The organism is Phycicoccus mangrovi (assembly GCF_018729305.1).
GTDB lineage: Bacteria > Actinomycetota > Actinomycetes > Actinomycetales > Dermatophilaceae > Phycicoccus > Phycicoccus jejuensis.
Genome location: NZ_JAHHWP010000008.1, coordinates 194,133 through 211,368, shown reverse-complemented (window position 1 = coordinate 211,368; position 17,236 = coordinate 194,133). Strand labels below are relative to the sequence as shown.

Genomic DNA, 17,236 nt, shown 5'->3' with positions numbered 1-17,236 from the left:
GATCAGGAGGTGGAGGGTGGACGTCGTCCGACCCACCCCCACGATCGTCCCCCGCCGGCTCGACGACCCCCTGCACGTCGTCGTCGTCGCCTCCTCCCGCTTCCCGCTGGCCGAGCCGTTCGCCGGCGGGCTGGAGTCGCTCACCTGGAACCTGTGCCGCGGCCTGCGCGAGCGCGGGGTCGAGGTGACCGTCTTCGCCGGCCCGGGCAGCGACCCGCGCCTCGACGCCCGCGAGCTCGCCACCCGCCCGCTCCAGCTGAGCGACACGGCGCGCCGCGACGTCGCCATGCCCCCCGAGACGTGGCTGACCGAGCACCACGCCTACCTCCAGCTGATGCTCGAGCTGCAGCGCCGCGACGACGTCGACGTCGTGCACAACAACAGCCTCCACCACCTCCCCGTCGCGATGGCCGCCGCCGCGCGCGCCCCGATGGTGACGACGCTGCACACCCCGCCCACCCCGTGGCTGGAGCCGGCGATCGCCCTCGCCGCGGACGACCGCTCGCGGTTCGTCGCGGTCAGCGACCACACCCGCGCCGCGTGGAGCCACGTGACGGCCGCCGACGTGGTGCCCAACGGGGTCGACGTCCGGCGCTGGACGCCGGGGCCGGGCGGTGACGCCCTGGCCTGGGCCGGACGCCTCGTCCCCGAGAAGGCGCCGCACCTGGCCATCGACGCCGCGCGGGCGGCCGGTCGGCCGCTGCGGCTGGCCGGGCCGGTCGGTGACCCGGAGTACGTGCGGGCGATGGTGCGCCCGCGGCTCGGCGGTGACGTCGAGCTGCTCGGGCACCTCGGCACGGACGAGCTCGTCGAGCTGTTCGGCTCCAGCGCCGCCACCCTCGTCACTCCCGCCTGGGACGAGCCCTACGGACTCGTCGCGGCCGAGTCCCTCGCCTGCGGCACACCGGTCGTCGCGTTCGCCCGCGGAGGTCTGCCGGAGTTCGTCACCCCGGACGTGGGCCGGCTCGTGCCGGCCGACGACGTCGCCGCCGCGGGGCGGGCCGTCGCGGAGGCGGTCGGCCTCGACCGCCGGCGGTGCCGGGAGCACGCCGTCCGGCACTGCTCGGTGGACCGGATGGTCGAGGACTACCTCGCGGTCTACGAGGCGATGCTGCCGCTGAGCGGCGCCGCGTGATCGGCTACTACGTCCACCACCACGGCCGCGGGCACCTGACCCGGATGACGTCCGTCGCGGCCCACCTGCGCTCGCCCGTGGTCGGCCTGAGCACCCTGCCGGCCCCGCCCGGGTTCGAGGACCGCTGGGTGGGGCTCCCGGCGGACGACGACCCGGCGACCGGCGACGACCTCGACGCCGGCGGCGTCCTGCACTGGGCTCCGTTGCACCACAGCGGGGTCCGTGAGCGGGCGGCTGCGCTCACGGCGTGGGTCGCCCGTGCCCGTCCCCGCCTCGTCGTCACGGACGTGTCGGTCGAGGCGGCCCTGGCCGTGCGGCTCTGCGGGGTGCCGGTCGTCGTCGTGGCGCTGCCCGGTGACCGCACCGACCGCGCGCACCTCACCGCCTACGACCTCGCCCAGGGCCTGCTCGCGCCGTGGCCGCAGGGGGCGCACGACGCCGGCTGGCCGCGACGCTGGAGCGACAAGCTGCACACCGTGGGCGGTCTCTCGCGGTTCGACGGACGGCCTCGGGTCGATGGCCCGAGCCCCGACGGCCGGCGGCGCGTGCTCGTCGTGTGGGGTGCGGGCGGCCGCGACACCGACGCCGGCGCGGTCGCGGCGGCACGGGCCGCCACCCCCGCCTGGGAGTGGACCGAGCGCAGCCCGGCCGACCCCTCCCCCGACCTGTGGCGCGAGCTGTGCACCGCCGACGTCGTCGTCACGCACGCCGGGCAGAACGCGGTGGCCGACGTCGCCGCCGCCCGCGCGCCGGCCGTCGTCGTCTCGCAGCAGCGCCCGTTCGGGGAGCAGGAGGCGACGGTGCGGGCGGTGCAGCGGCTCGGGGTGGCCACGGGGCACGTCGGCTGGCCGCCCACCGACCGCTGGCCCGGCCTGCTCGACGACGCCGTGCGGCGGGGCGGCGCGGCGTGGGAGCGGTGGAGCACGGGCCGCGCCGCGCAGGACGCGGCGGCGTGGCTCGACGCGCTCGCCGCGACCCCGGACGCCGTCCCGGCCGCGGGGGTCGCGTCGTGAGCGCGCGGCTCGCGGTCGTGACGATCGTCCACGGTCGCCACGACCACCTGCGAGGGCAGCTGGCCGGCCTGCGCCGCCAGACGCGACGGCCCGACGTCCTCGTCGTCGTCGCGATGGACGACGACGAGGTCCGTGGTGTCGTCGACGGCGCGGCGCCGCCCGGATGGGACGTCCGCCACGCGAGCATCGATCGAACGCGTGGGCGCCTGCCGCTCGCGGCCGCGCGCAACCTCGGCGTCGCCACGGCGGTCGCGGCCGGGGCCGAGCACCTCGTCCTCCTCGACGTCGACTGCGTCCCCTCGGACGGCCTCGTCGCCCGGTACGGCGAGCTGCTGGGGTCGCTCGACCCGTCCGACGGCCCCGTGCTCCTCTGCGGGGACGTGGCCTACGAGCCCGACCCGCGCGAGGGTCCGCAGCCGCCGCGCCACCACCCGGCCCGGCCGGAGCTCGGCGCGCAGGAGGTCCGCGTCGTCGACGACGTCACGCTCTTCTGGTCCCTCTCCTTCGCCTGCACCGCGGGCGACCTCGCGGCGCTCGGCGGCTTCGACGAGGGCTACGTCGGCTACGGGGCCGAGGACACCGACGTCGGCCAGCGCCTGGCCCGCGCAGGGGGCCACCTGCTCTTCGTCGGCGGCGCCGGGGCCGTGCACCAGTGGCACCCGAGCCCGAGCCCGCCCGTCCAGCACGTCGAGGACATCGTGCTCAACGCCAACCGGTTCGCGCAGGTGTGGGGGTGGTGGCCGATGACCGGGTGGCTCGAGCAGTTCCGGGACCTCGGGCTCGTGGCCCGAGAGACCGACGGCCGCTGGGTCACCCTCCCCTGACCGCGGCCGCCGGCGCGGGTGGTGTACCGACCCGCGCGGGCCCCTCCACCCGCGGGGTCGGTCTGGGGTGGGGCCGTCGGTATGGTCACCCGGCCCGGGGGACGCTGTCAGCCCCGTTGCAGCAACCTGCAGGCGCGGCCCGGTGGGGCCGCTCAGTCGGTGCGCGCCTCGCCGCGTCCGAGACGGAACCCCGCCGAGAACCGCGAGCGCACCTCGAGGGTCTCGAGGATGCGGGCGACCTCGGAGCGCACGGTGCGGACGCTGACCCGGAGGTGGCGGGCCACGGCCTCGTCCGTCATGCCCTGCTGCATGAGGGCGACGACCCGCTCCTGCCGCTCGCTCAGGTGGACGTCCTCGGCCCGCTCGGTGCCGCACCCGAAGGCGGAGGCGAGGACCGCGTTCCAGTAGCTCATCGCCCGCTCGAGCACCTGCGGGGAGCGCACGTCGATGACCGAGAACTGCCCGTCGACGGTCGGCCCCTCGAGGAGGACGCGCTCGTGGTCGATGACCTTCATCTGGATGTCGGCGACCGCGAAGAGGTAGTCGCCGACGGGCTCGGCGACGAGCATCCGGCGACACTCGTCGTCGAGCCGCTCGTAGTCGAAGACGCTGACCATCTCGAGGCCACGCTCCACGAGCGCGCGGTTGCCGGGCAGGCTCATCCGCAGCTGGGCCGGGGTCGCCGTCGGGCGCACCGACAGCAGGTGGCGCCAGGTCCCGGCCTCGGCGGTCAGCCACTCGTTGACGTCGTTGCCGACGGCGCCGATGCGGCACTCGGTGCTCGCCCCCGCCTCGAGCTCACGGCACAACCGGGTCCGCTCGGCCCACAGCGCCATGCCGGCGTCCGTGACGGCGGCCCGCTGCGAGGGCGCGAAGCGCGACACCGGCCACTGTCTGCCGCTCATCGCCGCCTCCCGTCCGCTCCTCGTGGGCTACCCGCGAGTATGCCGTGCCCGCCCCTCCGCGAACGTGTGTGAAGAACGTCGGCATGCCGAGGTTGTTCACACACGTTCGCGGTGGGGGGCCTCGGGGGGTCAGGCGGGTGAGTGGGCCGAGAGGGCGACCCACGCGGAGCGGATGTGCTGCTCGGTCAGCGTCGCGGCCGCGTCTCCGTCGCCGGCAGCGACCGCCTCGAAGATCTCCTCGTGGTCGCCCCGGAGCACGGGCGCGAGGTCATCCCACACCTCGACGCTGCGGAAGCGGTCGAGGATGGGCAGGCGCATCGACTCGCGGATCGCCGAGGTGAGGTCGCGCGCCAGCGCGTTGCCGGCCGCCTCGGCGAGCGCGACGTGGAAGGCGGTGTCGCAGTCGTTGAAGCGGGCCCGGTCGATGCCGAGGTCGGCCATCTCGTCGAGCAGCGCCCGCATCGCCGCGAGGTCCTCGGGCGCCGCGTGGGTGGCCGCCAGCCGGACGCTCAGGCGCTCCAGTGCGATGCGGACCTCGACGACGTCGGGCAGCGGGAACGCCGCGAGCGCGACGTGCAGCCGCAGCAGCCGGCCGAGGGCTCCGCTCGGCACGGCAGTCAGGGTCGTGCCGCCGGCCGACCCCGCCCCGACCGAGGAGCGCACCACGCCCTGGGCCTGCAGCGTGCGCACGGCCTCGCGCACCGCGGCGCGGCTGACGCCCAGCTGCGCGGCTAGGTCGCGCTCGGCCGGCAGGTGGTCACCGACCTCGAGGTCGCCCCCGAGGATCCGCTCGTCGACCCAGCGCAGGACGAGCTCGAAGGCCCGCAGCCCGCTCGTCTCGGGGCCCGGCAGGGGGGCGGCGGCGCTCATCACGCGCTCAGGATGCCACGCCGCGCCGCACGACACGCCGAATGGTCGGACCAATAATGGTCAGACCATTGACAGCGCCACGTCTGCGCCCCTACCGTCGTCGCATCCCGAATGGTCTGACCATTCGGGATCCCCGCCCAGAGACGTGCGACCGGAGGACCCGATGACCCTGACAGTGACGACGACAGGACCGGCGGCGGCCCTGGCCGTCCCGACGCAGTTCCGACCGGAGCTCACCCCGGTGGGCGGCAGCCTCACCCTCTCCGCGCTCGTCGCGCTCCTCCCCCTCGTGACGGTCTTCGTCACCCTCGGGGTCCTGCGCTGGAAGGCCCACTGGGCCGGCCTCACCGCGGTCGCGGTCGCGGTGGTCGTCGCGTGGCTCGGCTTCGGGATGCCCGTGCACCTCGCGGCGCTCTCGGCCACGCAAGGCGCCGCCTTCGGCCTCTTCCCGATCATGTGGATCGTCTTCACGGCGATCCTGCTCTACCAGGTGACGGTGCGCTCGGGCCGCTTCGAGGACCTGCGCGCGACCTTCCACCTCATCAGCGACGACCCGCGCATCCAGGCGATCATCATCGCCTTCTGCTTCGGCGGCCTGCTCGAGGCGCTCGCCGGCTTCGGCGCCCCCGTCGCCATCACCGGCGTCATGCTCATGGCCCTCGGGTTCTCGCCGCTGCGGGCCGCCGCGGTCGTCCTCCTCGCGAACACCGCACCCGTCGCGTTCGGCGCCGTCGGCACCCCGATCATCACCGCGGGCACCCTCACCGGCATCCCGTACCACGAGATCGGCGCCTACGTCGGGCACCAGACCCCGGTGCTCGCCGCGTTCGTCCCGCTCCTGCTCGTCCTCATGGCCGGCGGGCGCCGCGGGGTGCGCGAGACCTGGCCGGTCGCGGTCGTCGTCGGCCTCACCTTCGCGGTCGCGCAGTGGTTCGCCGCGACCTACGTCTCGGTCGAGCTGACCGACATCATCGCCTCGCTCGCCGGCCTCGCGGCCGCCGTCCTCTTCCTCAAGGTGTGGCGCCCGCAGGGCCGCGAGACCGCCCTCGAGACGATGCAGGTCGAGCGTGAGCGCGAGCTCGCCTCCGTCGGCGCCGGCCCGGGGTCGTCCACCACCGCCGCCCCGCCCGCCGACGCCCACGCGGTCTCGGCCGACGCCCTCGCGAGCCGCTCGCGCGACCTCACCCCGGGCCGCATCACGATGGCCCTGCTCCCCTACCTCCTCGTCATCGTCGTCTTCGGCGTCGCGAAGCTCGTCGCCCCGGTCAAGACCTGGCTCGTCGGCACCGACGTCAAGGTCCCCTGGCCGGGCCTGTCCGGCGAGGTCCTCACCCTCAAGGGCACCCCGAGCGCGGCCACGACCTACACGCTGCCGTGGCTCAGCTCGCCCGGCGCGATGCTCCTGCTCTGCTCGCTGGTCGTCGCGGCCGTCTACGCCGTCGGGATGCGCGGCTGGGCCGCCGAGGCGTGGGCCGTCGCGCACCGGATGCGCTGGGCCTTCCTCACCGTCGCCTCGATGCTCGCCCTCGCCTACGTCATGAACTTCTCGGGACAGACCATCGTCATCGGCACCTGGATCGCCGGCACCGGCGCCCTGTTCGCCTACCTCAGCCCGACCCTCGGCTGGATTGGCACCGCCGTCACCGGGTCCGACACGAGCGCCAACGCCCTCTTCGCCACGCTCCAGCAGAGCGCCGCCCAGACGGCGGGCATCGACCCGACGCTCCTCGTCGCCTCGAACACCTCCGGCGGGGTCGTCGGCAAGATGATCAGCCCCCAGAACCTGACGATCGCCGCGACCAGCGTGGGTCTGCTCGGGCGCGAGGCCGACATCCTCCGTAGGGTCCTGCCATGGAGCGTCGGCCTGATCCTCGCGATGTGCCTCCTCGTGGGCCTGCAGTCGACCGTCCTCGCGTGGATGCTCCCGTGAGCGCGCCCGCCCGCCCCGGCACCGACTTGCGGGTCGCGCTGTTCGCCACCTGCTTCAACGACACGATGTGGCCCGACACGCTCAAGGCCACCGTCCGGCTGCTCGAGCGGCTCGGCTGCACCGTCGAGTTCCCCGAGGCGCAGACCTGCTGCGGCCAGATGCTCACCAACACCGGCTACGGCGCGAAGGCACTGCCGCTGGTGCGCCGCTTCGTCGACGTCTTCGAGGGCTACGACGCGGTCGTCGCGCCGTCCGGGTCGTGCGTCGGCTCGGTGCGCCACCAGCACCGCGGCATCGTCGAGCTCGCCGGTGACGACCGCCTCGCGAGCCGCGTGGAGCACACCGTCCCCAAGGTGCTCGAGCTCTCGGAGCTGCTCGTCGACGTCCTCGGCGTCACCGACGTCGGCGCGTGGTTCCCGCACCGCGTCACCTACCACCCGACCTGCCACTCGCTGCGGATGCTGCGGGTCGGTGACCGGCCGCTGCAGCTCCTGCGGGCCGTGCGCGGCATCGACCTCGTCGAGCTGCCCGGCGCCACCGAGTGCTGCGGGTTCGGCGGCACCTTCGCGATGAAGAACGCCGACGTGTCGGTCGCGATGGGCTCCGACAAGGCGCGGGCCGTCGTCGGCACCGGCGCCGAGGTGCTCGTCGCCGGCGACAACTCCTGCCTCGCCCACATCGGGGGCATCCTCGGCCGGCAGCGCGCCGGCGTCCGCCACCTGCACCTGGCCGAGGTCCTCGCCTCGACCGAGGAGGACCCGGCATGACCACGACCACTCCCGGCCCCGTCCAGCAGACCTCGCCGGTCTTCGTGGGCATGCCGAAGTTCCCGACGGCCGCTCGCGAGGCGCTGGCCAACACCCAGCAGCGTCGCAACCTCAGGCATGCGACGCACACGATCCGCGACAAGCGGGCCCGCGTCGTCGCCGAGGTGCCCGAGTGGGAGGCGCTGCGCGTCGCCGGCGCCGAGGCCAAGGACGAGGCGCTCGCCCACCTCGGCGACTACCTCGAGCAGCTCGAGGCGAGCCTCACCGCGAACGGCGCGACCGTGCACTGGGCGCGGGACGCCGCCGAGGCCAACGCGATCGTCCTCGGCATCGTCCGGGAGAAGCAGGTCGACGAGGTCGTCAAGGTCAAGTCGATGGCCACCCAGGAGATCGAGCTCAACGAGGCCCTCGAGGCCGCCGGGGTCGACGCCTGGGAGACCGACCTCGCCGAGCTCATCGTCCAGCTCGGGCACGACCGCCCGAGCCACATCCTCGTGCCGGCCATCCACCGCAACCGCAGCGAGGTCCGCGACATCTTCCGCCGCGAGATGGCCGCGGTCGGCCGCCCGGCGCCGGAGGACCTCACCGACGAGCCCGCCCGCCTCGCCGAGGCCGCGCGGTTGCACCTGCGCGAGAAGTTCCTCCGCGCGAAGGTCGCCGTCTCGGGGGCCAACTTCGCCGTCGCCGAGACCGGCACGCTCGTCGTCGTCGAGTCCGAGGGCAACGGCCGGATGTGCCTGACCCTGCCCGAGACGCTCGTCTCCGTCGTCGGCATCGAGAAGGTCCTGCCCCGGTGGGACGACCTCGCGCCGATGCTGCAGCTGCTCCCCCGCTCGAGCACGGGCGAGCGGATGAACCCCTACACGACGATGTGGAGCGGCGCCCACGACGGCGACGGGCCGCAGGACGTGCACGTCGTCCTCCTCGACAACGGCCGCAGCCACGTCCTCGCCGACCGCGTCGGCCGCCAGGCGCTGCGCTGCATCCGGTGCTCGGCCTGCCTCAACGTCTGCCCCGTCTACGAGCGCACCGGCGGGCACGCCTACGGCTCCGTGTACCCGGGCCCGATCGGCGCCGTCCTCAACCCCCAGCTGCGCGGCACGACGAGCGAGGTCGACAAGTCGCTGCCCTACGCCTCGAGCCTCTGCGGCGCGTGCTTCGACGCCTGCCCCGTGCGCATCGACATCCCCGAGCTGCTCGTCGAGCTGCGCGGGCGGGTCGTCGAGCAGGAGGGCCGCACCGCCGAGTCGGCCGCGATGGCCGCCGCCGCGTGGGTGCTCTCGGACCCGAAGCGGCTCGCCGCGGCGCAGAAGGCGGCCACGGCCGCGGGCCGCGTCATCGGTGACCGCACGGTGCGGTCGGTGCCGGGGCTCGGTGCGTGGACCGACGCCCGGGACGTGCCGACCCCACCGACCGAGACCTTCCGGCAGTGGTGGGCCCGCGAGCGCGGGGAGGGGTCCCGATGAGCGCGCGCGACGAGATCCTCGCGCGGGTGCGCGGCGCCACCGCCGACGTCGTGACGACGCCGGCCGACCGTGGCCCGACCGCCGTCGTCGAGGAGACCTCCCCCGGGCGGGCGGCCACCCTCGACCTCTTCGCCGAGAACGTCGCCGACTACCGCGCGCAGGTCGTCCGGGTGGCGGCGCCTGGGGTGGCCAGCGCCGTGGCGGAGGCCCTACGGCAACAGGGTTGTGCCACAGCCGTCCTGCCCACCGGGCTCGACCCCGCGTGGCGGGACGCGGCGGCGCACGTCGTCCGCGTGCTCGACGAGGCCGAGGTCGCGGTCGACGCCGAGCTCGACGCGGTCGACGCCGTCGTCACCGCGGCGGCGGTGGGCATCGCCGTGACCGGCACGGTCGTCCTCGACCACGGTCCGGACCAGGGACGCCGCGCCCTCACCCTCGTGCCCGACGTGCACGTCTGCGTCGTGCGCGGCGGGCAGGTCGTCCACGACGTCCCCGAGGCGGTCGGGCGGCTACGCCCCGAGGCCGGCCACGCGCGGCCCCTCACGTGGGTCAGCGGCCCGAGCGCGACGAGTGACATCGAGCTCGAGCGTGTCGAGGGCGTCCATGGACCGCGTACCCTCGTCGTCGTGCTCGTCGACGAGGAGGTCTGACCGGATGACTGCTGCCGACGACGAGCAGGCTTCCCCCACACCGGTGTTCTTCCTGGCCGGCGGCACCGGCATCTCGGCCGAGACGCTGGGGAACCTCATCATCAACCAGTTCCCGACCGTCGACTTCGTGCGGCGGAAGATCCCGTTCATCACGACCGTCGAGCAGGCCCACCGGGTGGTCGAGGAGCTCGACGCCGCGGTCACCGAGTCGACGACGCCCATCGTCTTCTCGAGCGTCGCCGACGCCGAGCTGCGCGACGTCCTGCGCGGCACCCGTTGCGCGTTCATCGACCTCTTCGGCAGCCACCTCGACATCGTCGAGCGGGTCCTCCACGTCAACGCCAGCCCCAAGGTGCCGGCCCTGCACGGGCTCGGCGACATCCACCGCTACGAGCGGCGGATGAAGGCCATCGACTTCTCGCTCGAGCACGACGACGGCGCGAGCCTGCGCAACCTCCAGCACGCGGAGCTGATCCTCGTCGCGCCGTCCCGCTGCGGCAAGACGCCGACCTCGCTCTACCTCGCCCTGCAGCACGGGGTGAAGGTCGCCAACTACCCGCTCGTCGACGAGGACCTGCGCTCCAGCGAGCTGCCCGAGGCGGTGCGCCCCTACCTCGACCGCTGCGTCGCCCTGACCTCCACGCCGGCGCGCCTCAGCCAGGTGCGCAGCGAGCGCCGGCCCGACTCCCCCTACGCCTCGCTCCAGCAGTGCACGTGGGAGCTCAAGCGGGCCGACGGGCTCTACCGGGCGCACCGGCTGCCGGTCATCAACTCCGCCGGGATGTCGGTCGAGGAGATGGCGGCCGTGATCATGCACACGCGCCAGCTCAAGGGCTCCGGCTGACCCGGGCTGCCATCCTGTCCCTCGCCGACACCCCGGCCACCCGCACGACCACCGCCCCACCCCGCGCGTCCCGTCCCGGAAGGACCCCCGCCATGACCACCACCGTCCGCTGGTTCCGCGAGCTCGGCCTCGACGACGTCGAGTCCGTGGGCGGCAAGAACGCCTCGCTCGGCGAGATGGTCCAGCACCTGTCGGCCGCCGGCGTCGCCGTCCCCGACGGCTTTGCCACGACCGCCGACGCCTACCGAGCCTTCCTCGGCGAGACCGGGCTCGCCGAGCGCATCTCCGGCCTGCTCGCCGACCTCGACGTCGACGACACGCGGCGCCTGGCCGAGGTCGGCCGCGAGATCCGCGAGGCCGTCGAGGCGCAGCCCTTCCCCGAGGACCTCGACCGCGACATCCGCGCCGCGTACGAGCGGCTGGCCGGCGAGGCCGGCGACGAGGCGAGCTTCGCCGTCCGCTCCAGCGCCACGGCCGAGGACCTGCCGGACGCGTCGTTCGCCGGCCAGCAGGAGACCTTCCTCAACGTCCGCGGCATCGACAACGTCCTGCACGCCATCCGCCTCGTCTTCGCCTCGCTCTACAACGACCGCGCGATCGCCTACCGGGTGCACAGCGACTTCGACCACGACGTCGTCGCCCTCTCCGCAGGGGTCCAGCGGATGGTCCGCTCCGACATCGGTGCCTCGGGCGTCATGTTCACCATCGACACCGAGTCGGGCTTCGAGGACGCCGTCTTCATCACGAGCGCCTACGGCCTCGGCGAGGGCGTCGTCCAGGGCGCGGTCAACCCCGACGAGTTCTACGTCCACAAGCCCGCGCTGCGTGCCGACCGCCCGGCGATCCTCAAGCGCGGCGTCGGCGCCAAGGCCACGAAGATGGTCTACACGCAGGACGCGACGGTCGGCCGGACCACCGAGTTCGTGCCCGTCGACGAGACCGAGCAGCGCCGCCTCAGCCTGACCGACGACGAGGTGACCGAGCTCGCGCGCACCGCCCTGCGGATCGAGGAGCACTACGGCCGCCCGATGGACATCGAGTGGGGCCGCGACGGCGTCGACGGGAAGCTCTACGTCCTCCAGGCGCGCCCCGAGACCGTCAAGTCGCGCGCGGCCGGCGGGGTGCAGCAGCGCTTCCGGCTCGAGGAGCGGGGCCCGGTCGTCGTCGAGGGTCGCGCCATCGGCCAGAAGATCGGCGCCGGGTCCGTGCGCGTCCTCACCGACATCGGGGCGATGCACGACTTCCAGCCCGGCGAGGTCCTCGTCGCGGACATGACCGACCCCGACTGGGAGCCGATCATGAAGCGCGCCAGCGCCATCGTCACCAACCGCGGTGGCCGCACCTGCCACGCGGCGATCATCGCCCGCGAGCTCGGCATCCCCGCGGTCGTCGGCACGGGCACCGCCACCCACGAGCTCGCCGACGGCCGCGAGGTCACCGTCTCGTGCGCCGAGGGCGACACCGGTTTCGTCTACGACGGCCTGCGCGAGTTCACCGTCTCCGAGACCACGCTCGACGAGATGCCCGAGATCCCGACGAAGATCATGATGAACGTCGGCACGCCCGAGCAGGCCTTCGAGTTCTCGCGCCTGCCCCACCGCGGAATCGGCTTGGCGCGCACCGAGTTCATCGTCAACCGGCAGATCGGCATCCACCCGCGCGCGCTGCTCGAGCTCGACGACCAGGAGCCGGGCGTCAAGCAGGAGATCGAGGAGCGCATCGCCGCCTACGCCGGCCCGCGCGAGTACTTCGTCCAGCGCCTCGCCGAGGGCGTCGCGATGCTCGCGGCCGCCTTCGCGCCCGAGCCGGTCATCGTGCGCCTGTCGGACTTCAAGTCCAACGAGTACGCCGGCCTCCTCGGCGGCGAGCGCTACGAGCCGCACGAGGAGAACCCGATGCTCGGGTACCGCGGCGCGGCGCGCTACCTCTCGGCCGACTTCGCCGAGTGCTTCGCGATGGAGTGCGAGGCGCTGCGCCACGTCCGCGACGAGATGGGCCTGACCAACGTCAAGATCATGATCCCGTTCGTGCGCACCGTCGCCGAGGCCGAGGGCGTCATCGCGCTGCTCGCCCAGCACGGCCTCGAGCGGGGGAAGAACGACCTCCAGGTCGTCATGATGTGCGAGCTGCCCTCGAACGCCGTCAACGCCCACGCGTTCCTCGACCACGTCGACGGCTTCTCGATCGGGTCCAACGACCTCACGCAGCTGACGCTCGGCGTCGACCGCGACTCCTCGCTCGTCGCGGGCTCCTTCGACGAGCGCGACCCGGCGGTCAAGGCCCTGCTGTCGATGGCCATCCGCGCCTGCCGCGAGCGGGGCAAGTACGTCGGCATCTGCGGCCAGGGGCCCTCGGACCACCCGGACCTCGCCGAGTGGCTCGTCGACGAGGGCATCGAGTCGATGTCCCTCAACCCCGACACCGTCGTCGACACCTGGCTGCGTCTGGCCAAGCGCGGCTGAGCCGACCCGCGGGCCCCCGGCGGCGCGCGGACCCGGTAGAACGGAGGCTGCACCCGTCGACGCACCCGCGGAGGACCCGATGACACCCCCGACCGCCCGCTCCCCCCGCATCGGTGGCGCCGACGTGCTCGAGTTCGTCTCGGACCTCCTGGAGGAGGGCCGCCTCCGGCCGGACGGCCTCGGGACGCGCCGCCTGCTCGGCGAGCTGGTGCGCCGGGGGGTCGAGGTCGTCCCCGGGGCGGAGTGGTGCAGCATCACGGCGATGCGCTCGGAGTCGCTGACCACGCTCGCGACCTCGCACGACGAGGCCCTGGCCGCCGACCAGGTGCAGTACGACATCGGGTCCGGCCCGTGCGTCGACGCCGTCGTCGAGGACCACGTCTTCCTCACCCGCCGCGTCCACGAGGACGACCGGTGGCCCGAGTACGGGCGTCGGGTCCACGCCGAGGTGGGCGTCGGCAGCGTCCTGGCCCAGCGCCTGACGCTCGTCGACGGCACCGACACGGTGGCCGCCCTCAACCTCTACTCCACGCGCGAGGACGCGTTCGGGGCCGAGTCGCTGCGCCAGGCGCTGCTGCTCGCCACCCAGTGCTCGCTGCTCGTCGCCGCGTACCTCGCCCACGAGCGCTCCGAGAACCTCGTGCGGGCGCTCGACAGCAACCGGGAGATCGGGGTGGCCGTGGGCGTCCTCATGGCCCGCCACCGGGTGACGCGCGAGGAGGCCTTCGCGATGCTGCGGGTCGCCAGCCAGGCCGCGAACCGCAAGATCCGGGACCTCGCGAGCGAGGTGGGCGACACCGGCGACCTCCCCTGACGTCGAACGGTCACCCTTCCCCACGTTTGCGCCCGGCCCCGTCCGGGCAGGTCATCGACAGGGTGGCCACCCGCCGGGTCAAGCAGCGGCCGGGGCGGGTGGCCACCCGTCAGTGCGACCGACCGGTCCGCCCGTCGGCGGCGGCCGGGAGGTCGCCCGTGTGCACGACCTCCTCGGCGAGGTCACGCAGCTTGCGGTTGCGGGTCGTGCTCAGCCGGCGCAGCAGCTCGAAGGCGCCCTCGGCCGGCAGCCGCCGCCGGGCCATGAGCACCCCGATGGCCATCCCGATGGTGCGGTTGCTCCGGAGGGCGACGGCGAGGTGGTCGGCCCGGGTCTCGGCCTCGGTGACGTGACGTCCCTGCTCGTCCACGAGCTCCTGCAGCACGGCGGAGCGGGACCGCTCACGGGTGAGCGCCGTCACGTCAATGGCCACGACGAGGATTCCCAGCACCCCACCCACCGCGGACCGCACGGGGCTGACGGAGCAGCACCAGAACACCTGCTCGGGCCGGCCGTGGCGGTCGAGCACCAGCGGCAGCGCGTCCTCGTGGACCGCGACCCCCTCGGCGAGCACGCGTCGCACCCGCGGACGCAGCGCGGACCACACCGGCGGGCGCGCGTCGGACGCACGGCGTCCCATCACGTCGGGGTCCTCGGGCCCGCAGAGCTCGCGGAAGGCGTCGTTGTGCAGCTGCACCAGGTCCTCGCCCCAGCACAGGAGCATCGGGACCGTGGCCGGCAGCACGGTGCGGACGGCCGCCGTCAGCTCCGGGGGCCAGCCGTCGGGGTCGCCCAGGGGCGTCGCCGCCCAGTCCACCCGGCGCGCGAGGGTCGAGGCCCGGTCCTGGCCGGGAAAGAGGGTCGCGAGGGCGGGCGGGGTCGGCGACGGCGTCGGACGGGGGTGGTGCGGGTCGGTGCGGTGGTGCGGGTCGTGGGGCTCGTGCACGGTGGGACGGGGCATCGGGTCCTGCCGGGTGTGGCCGGCGCGGCTGGGCCGTGGGTTGGACCCGCCACGCTCGCCGGACAGCGTAGGCGAGCGCACCGACAGGACCCGACGCCCGCGGCCCCGGGCTCGGCACGGGGGTCAGAACACCGGCTTGCCGCCGGTCACCCCGAGTACCGTCCCGGACACGTAGCTCGCCTCGTCCGAGGCGAGGAAGACGAACGCCGCCGCCACCTCCACCGGCTGGCCCACCCGTCCGAGCGGCGTCTGCGTGCCGAATCCCTCGACGTCGTCGGCCCGCATCGTCGCGGGGATGAGCGGGGTCCAGATCGGTCCGGGGGCGACCGCGTTGACGCGGATCCCCCGCGGGCCGAGCTCCTGCGCGAGGTTGACGACGAGGTTGGTGAGGGCGGCCTTCGTCGCCGCGTAGTCGAGGAGGTTCTCGCCCGGCTGGTAGGCCTGCACGGAGGTCGTGACGACGACCGAGCCCTGCGACTCCTCGAGGTCGCGCGCCAGCTCACGCACCAGCCAGAAGGTCGCGAAGACGTTCGTGGCGAAGGTGCGCTCGACCTGCTCGGGCGGGAAGTCCTCGAGGCCGTCGTGCGTCATCTGGAAGGCCGCGTTGCTCACGAGCACGTCGAGGCCACCGAGCTCGGCGCGTACCCGGTCGACGACCTCGACGACCGCGGCGTGGGTGCGCAGGTCGGCCTCGACGGCGACCGCCCGGCCGCCGGCCGCCTCCACCGCGGCGACCGTCTCGCGCGCCTCCTCGCCCTCCTCGGGCAGGTGCGTGACGAGGAGGGTCGCGCCCTCGTGCGCGAAGGTGACGGCGACGGCCCGACCGATGCCGGAGTCGCCGCCGGTCACGAGGACGCGCTTGCCGACGAGCCGGTCGCGCCCCACCCACGACGTCTCGCCGTGGTCCGGCCGGGGGTCGAGCGCGGAGGTCGTGCCCGGCCACTCCTGCTCCTGGGCGGGGATCTCGCTCATCGGGATGCTCCTGGCTCGGGGGGCACCGCCGGGCTCGGCGGCACGGCCTGCCACTACCCGTCGCGCGTCGCGTCACACCCCGACCGGACGCGTCCGCCCCGCCGCGGCCGGTCCGGCCGGGGTGGCCTCAGACGAGGATCTCGAGCGGCTCGCGGGTCACGAGCTGTTCCCAGGGTCGGGCCCCGGCCGAGGCGGCGACCACCTCTCGAAGGCGCACGCGGATCGAGGACGGCAGCGACGCCGGTCGCGGGAGCAGGGTTGCCTCGCAGCGACACTCGCGCATCGAGTCGGCCCAGTAGAGCGACGGTGAGGCGCGCGGGACCAGGGGCACCTCAGCGCGGAGCATCGCCACCAGGCGGCCGCAGCGGCGGCACGAGGCGGCTCCCACGTCGCTGAGCCGGGCGGCGGCGCTCATGCCGCCCCCACCGTCGTCGTCATCGTCTCGATGTCGTCCTCCTCACGACGCCCCCGGCTCCGCACCGGCGTGCGCCCAGCAGGTACCCCGGAGGGAGGGACGGAAACACTTCTCCCCCGAGATCCTCACGGTCGGCAAGGTTTCCCTTCCGCCCGGCAGGGTTTCCCGTCCACCCGCAACCAGTCCTTGCTCTCGGCAAGGTGTCCCTTCCCCGTGCAACCTCTCCTCGGGCCTCGCAAGGTTTCCCTTCCACCCGCAAGCACCGCTTGCGCGCGGCAAGGGAAACCTTCCTCGGCGCATGGATCCCGGGACCACACACCTCCACCCGCGGCTCTCAGCCGGTCCCCGGCCCTCGCAGCCCGGGCCGGGCTCCCGTGCCGTCAGGCGGCGACGACGTCCAGGCTCCCCCGCAGCTGGCGCAGGATGCGCGACAGGATGCGCGACACCTGCATCTGGCTGACCCCGAGCATCGACCCGATCTCCGACTGCGTCAGCTCCTCCACGAAGCGCAGCCGCACCACCCGGCGGTCCCGCTCCCCGAGCGAGTCCAGGGCCAGCCGCAGGTCGGTGTGCAGCTCGAAACGGTGGTAGAAGTCCCCGAGGTCGGCCAGCCGGTCGCCCTCCGTCCCGCCGGCCAGTACCGGGGCATCGAGCGATGCCGGGCGGAAACCGCTGCCGCACAGCCGCGCCGACTCGACGTCGGCAGGCTCGCACTCCATCAGCTCCGCGACCTCGGCGACCGTCGCCTCGCGTCCGAGCCGGTGGCGCAGGCTCTCCTCGGCCACGACGACCTCGGCCCTCAGCTCCTGCACGCGACGGGGCGGCCGCACGACCCAGCCGCAGTCCCGGAAGTGGCGCTTGAGCTCGCCGGCGATCGTCGGGACGGCGAACGCGACGAAACCCGCCCCGGAGTCGGGGTGGTAGCGGTCCACGGCCGCGACGAGGGCCGTCCGGGCGACCTGCTCGAGGTCGTCCCGCTCGATGCCCCGCCCGGAGTAGCGATGAGCCAGACCGTCGGCGAGCGGAAGCATCTCTTCGACGACCTGGGCACGCAGGCGACGCTGCTCGTCGCGGTGCGACGACGCGGCGACGCGGCAGAGCAGGCCGTCGACGACCTGGTCGCGCTCGCTCGGCTGGGTGGATCGGGGGGTCCTGGACATGACTGTCCTCCATCAGGGAGAAGGAGGGCACTCTGTCTGACCCGCGAC

The 17,236-nt window shown here is 74.1% G+C and carries 16 protein-coding genes; 10 read left to right on the top strand and 6 right to left on the bottom strand.

The window, feature by feature from the left end:
- Nucleotides 1–16 precede the first annotated feature (16 nt).
- Genes KMZ30_RS05825 through KMZ30_RS05815 form a run of 3 tightly spaced genes read left to right on the top strand, consistent with a single transcriptional unit; the run spans nucleotide 17 to nucleotide 2,972 of the window.
- Nucleotides 17–1,135, top strand: coding sequence for a glycosyltransferase family 4 protein (locus KMZ30_RS05825; protein ID WP_308279663.1), 1,119 nt, complete (start codon nucleotides 17–19; stop codon nucleotides 1,133–1,135).
- Nucleotides 1,132–2,148: a glycosyltransferase gene (locus tag KMZ30_RS05820; protein WP_215512399.1), complete on the top strand. Its 1,017-nt coding sequence runs from the start codon at nucleotides 1,132–1,134 to the stop codon at nucleotides 2,146–2,148. Before KMZ30_RS05825 ends, KMZ30_RS05820 begins: the two co-directional genes overlap by 4 nt.
- Nucleotides 2,145–2,972 carry a glycosyltransferase family 2 protein gene (locus KMZ30_RS05815; RefSeq protein ID WP_215512398.1) on the top strand — a complete coding sequence of 276 codons (828 nt, stop codon included), beginning with the start codon at nucleotides 2,145–2,147 and terminating at the stop codon, nucleotides 2,970–2,972. Before KMZ30_RS05820 ends, KMZ30_RS05815 begins: the two co-directional genes overlap by 4 nt.
- A gap of 152 nt (nucleotides 2,973–3,124) precedes the next feature.
- Here KMZ30_RS05815 and KMZ30_RS05810 read toward each other — a convergent pair whose 3' ends face one another.
- Nucleotides 3,125–3,877 (bottom strand): helix-turn-helix transcriptional regulator, encoded by a 753-nt coding sequence (locus KMZ30_RS05810; protein ID WP_215512397.1) that lies wholly within the window; start codon nucleotides 3,875–3,877, stop codon nucleotides 3,125–3,127.
- Nucleotides 3,878–4,006: 129 nt separating this feature from the next.
- Complete coding sequence (locus KMZ30_RS05805; RefSeq protein WP_215512396.1) at nucleotides 4,007–4,747, bottom strand: FadR/GntR family transcriptional regulator; 741 nt, start codon at nucleotides 4,745–4,747, stop codon at nucleotides 4,007–4,009.
- A gap of 163 nt (nucleotides 4,748–4,910) precedes the next feature.
- On the opposite strand from KMZ30_RS05805, the gene KMZ30_RS05800 reads away from it, so the two are divergent.
- The 7 genes from KMZ30_RS05800 (at nucleotide 4,911) to KMZ30_RS05770 (ending at nucleotide 13,680) form a co-directional block, all read left to right on the top strand.
- Entirely contained in the window at nucleotides 4,911–6,677 is a 1,767-nt protein-coding gene (locus KMZ30_RS05800; protein ID WP_215512395.1) for an L-lactate permease, read from the top strand.
- Entirely contained in the window at nucleotides 6,674–7,444 is a 771-nt protein-coding gene (locus tag KMZ30_RS05795; protein ID WP_308279662.1) for a (Fe-S)-binding protein, read from the top strand. Before KMZ30_RS05800 ends, KMZ30_RS05795 begins: the two co-directional genes overlap by 4 nt.
- Nucleotides 7,441–8,910: a LutB/LldF family L-lactate oxidation iron-sulfur protein gene (locus KMZ30_RS05790; RefSeq protein ID WP_215512393.1), complete on the top strand. Its 1,470-nt coding sequence runs from the start codon at nucleotides 7,441–7,443 to the stop codon at nucleotides 8,908–8,910. The genes KMZ30_RS05795 and KMZ30_RS05790 overlap by 4 nt, the downstream gene beginning before the upstream one ends.
- The gene (locus KMZ30_RS05785) at nucleotides 8,907–9,560 is read left to right on the top strand and encodes a LutC/YkgG family protein (protein WP_215512392.1); all 654 of its coding nucleotides are present in this window, start codon (nucleotides 8,907–8,909) and stop codon (nucleotides 9,558–9,560) included. Before KMZ30_RS05790 ends, KMZ30_RS05785 begins: the two co-directional genes overlap by 4 nt.
- Before the next feature lie 4 nt (nucleotides 9,561–9,564).
- Entirely contained in the window at nucleotides 9,565–10,404 is an 840-nt protein-coding gene (locus KMZ30_RS05780; protein WP_215512391.1) for a pyruvate, water dikinase regulatory protein, read from the top strand.
- 92 nt (nucleotides 10,405–10,496) lie between these two features.
- A complete protein-coding gene (gene ppsA, locus KMZ30_RS05775; protein ID WP_215512390.1) occupies nucleotides 10,497–12,866 on the top strand; it encodes a phosphoenolpyruvate synthase in 2,370 nt (789 codons plus the stop codon).
- Between the two features lie 79 nt (nucleotides 12,867–12,945).
- Nucleotides 12,946–13,680 (top strand): GAF and ANTAR domain-containing protein, encoded by a 735-nt coding sequence (locus tag KMZ30_RS05770; protein WP_215512389.1) that lies wholly within the window; start codon nucleotides 12,946–12,948, stop codon nucleotides 13,678–13,680.
- Between the two features lie 109 nt (nucleotides 13,681–13,789).
- Here KMZ30_RS05770 and KMZ30_RS05765 read toward each other — a convergent pair whose 3' ends face one another.
- The 4 genes from KMZ30_RS05765 to KMZ30_RS05750 all read right to left on the bottom strand — a co-directional run bounded on the left by KMZ30_RS05765 (nucleotide 13,790) and on the right by KMZ30_RS05750 (nucleotide 17,188).
- Nucleotides 13,790–14,641: an ANTAR domain-containing protein gene (locus KMZ30_RS05765; RefSeq protein WP_215512388.1), complete on the bottom strand. Its 852-nt coding sequence runs from the start codon at nucleotides 14,639–14,641 to the stop codon at nucleotides 13,790–13,792.
- Nucleotides 14,642–14,764: 123 nt separating this feature from the next.
- On the bottom strand, nucleotides 14,765–15,613 hold the full coding sequence (locus tag KMZ30_RS05760) for an SDR family oxidoreductase (RefSeq protein ID WP_215512387.1): 849 nt from the start codon (nucleotides 15,611–15,613) through the stop codon (nucleotides 14,765–14,767).
- Between the two features lie 127 nt (nucleotides 15,614–15,740).
- On the bottom strand, nucleotides 15,741–16,028 hold the full coding sequence (locus tag KMZ30_RS05755; RefSeq protein WP_215512386.1) for a hypothetical protein: 288 nt from the start codon (nucleotides 16,026–16,028) through the stop codon (nucleotides 15,741–15,743).
- 380 nt (nucleotides 16,029–16,408) lie between these two features.
- The gene (locus tag KMZ30_RS05750; protein ID WP_215512385.1) at nucleotides 16,409–17,188 is read right to left on the bottom strand and encodes a sigma-70 family RNA polymerase sigma factor; all 780 of its coding nucleotides are present in this window, start codon (nucleotides 17,186–17,188) and stop codon (nucleotides 16,409–16,411) included.
- Between the last annotated feature and the right edge of the window lie 48 nt (nucleotides 17,189–17,236).

Coding starts and splice junctions, on each gene's coding strand:
- KMZ30_RS05805 (WP_215512396.1), bottom strand. CDS start 4,747: ATGAGCGCCGCCGCCCCCCTGCCGGGCCCCGAGACGAGCGGGCTGCGG.
- KMZ30_RS05765 (WP_215512388.1), bottom strand. CDS start 14,641: ATGCCCCGTCCCACCGTGCACGAGCCCCACGACCCGCACCACCGCACC.
- KMZ30_RS05750 (WP_215512385.1), bottom strand. CDS start 17,188: ATGTCCAGGACCCCCCGATCCACCCAGCCGAGCGAGCGCGACCAGGTC.
- KMZ30_RS05800 (WP_215512395.1), top strand. CDS start 4,911: ATGACCCTGACAGTGACGACGACAGGACCGGCGGCGGCCCTGGCCGTC.
- KMZ30_RS05810 (WP_215512397.1), bottom strand. CDS start 3,877: ATGAGCGGCAGACAGTGGCCGGTGTCGCGCTTCGCGCCCTCGCAGCGG.
- KMZ30_RS05790 (WP_215512393.1), top strand. CDS start 7,441: ATGACCACGACCACTCCCGGCCCCGTCCAGCAGACCTCGCCGGTCTTC.
- KMZ30_RS05780 (WP_215512391.1), top strand. CDS start 9,565: ATGACTGCTGCCGACGACGAGCAGGCTTCCCCCACACCGGTGTTCTTC.
- ppsA (WP_215512390.1), top strand. CDS start 10,497: ATGACCACCACCGTCCGCTGGTTCCGCGAGCTCGGCCTCGACGACGTC.
- KMZ30_RS05770 (WP_215512389.1), top strand. CDS start 12,946: ATGACACCCCCGACCGCCCGCTCCCCCCGCATCGGTGGCGCCGACGTG.
- KMZ30_RS05785 (WP_215512392.1), top strand. CDS start 8,907: ATGAGCGCGCGCGACGAGATCCTCGCGCGGGTGCGCGGCGCCACCGCC.
- KMZ30_RS05755 (WP_215512386.1), bottom strand. CDS start 16,028: ATGAGCGCCGCCGCCCGGCTCAGCGACGTGGGAGCCGCCTCGTGCCGC.
- KMZ30_RS05760 (WP_215512387.1), bottom strand. CDS start 15,613: ATGAGCGAGATCCCCGCCCAGGAGCAGGAGTGGCCGGGCACGACCTCC.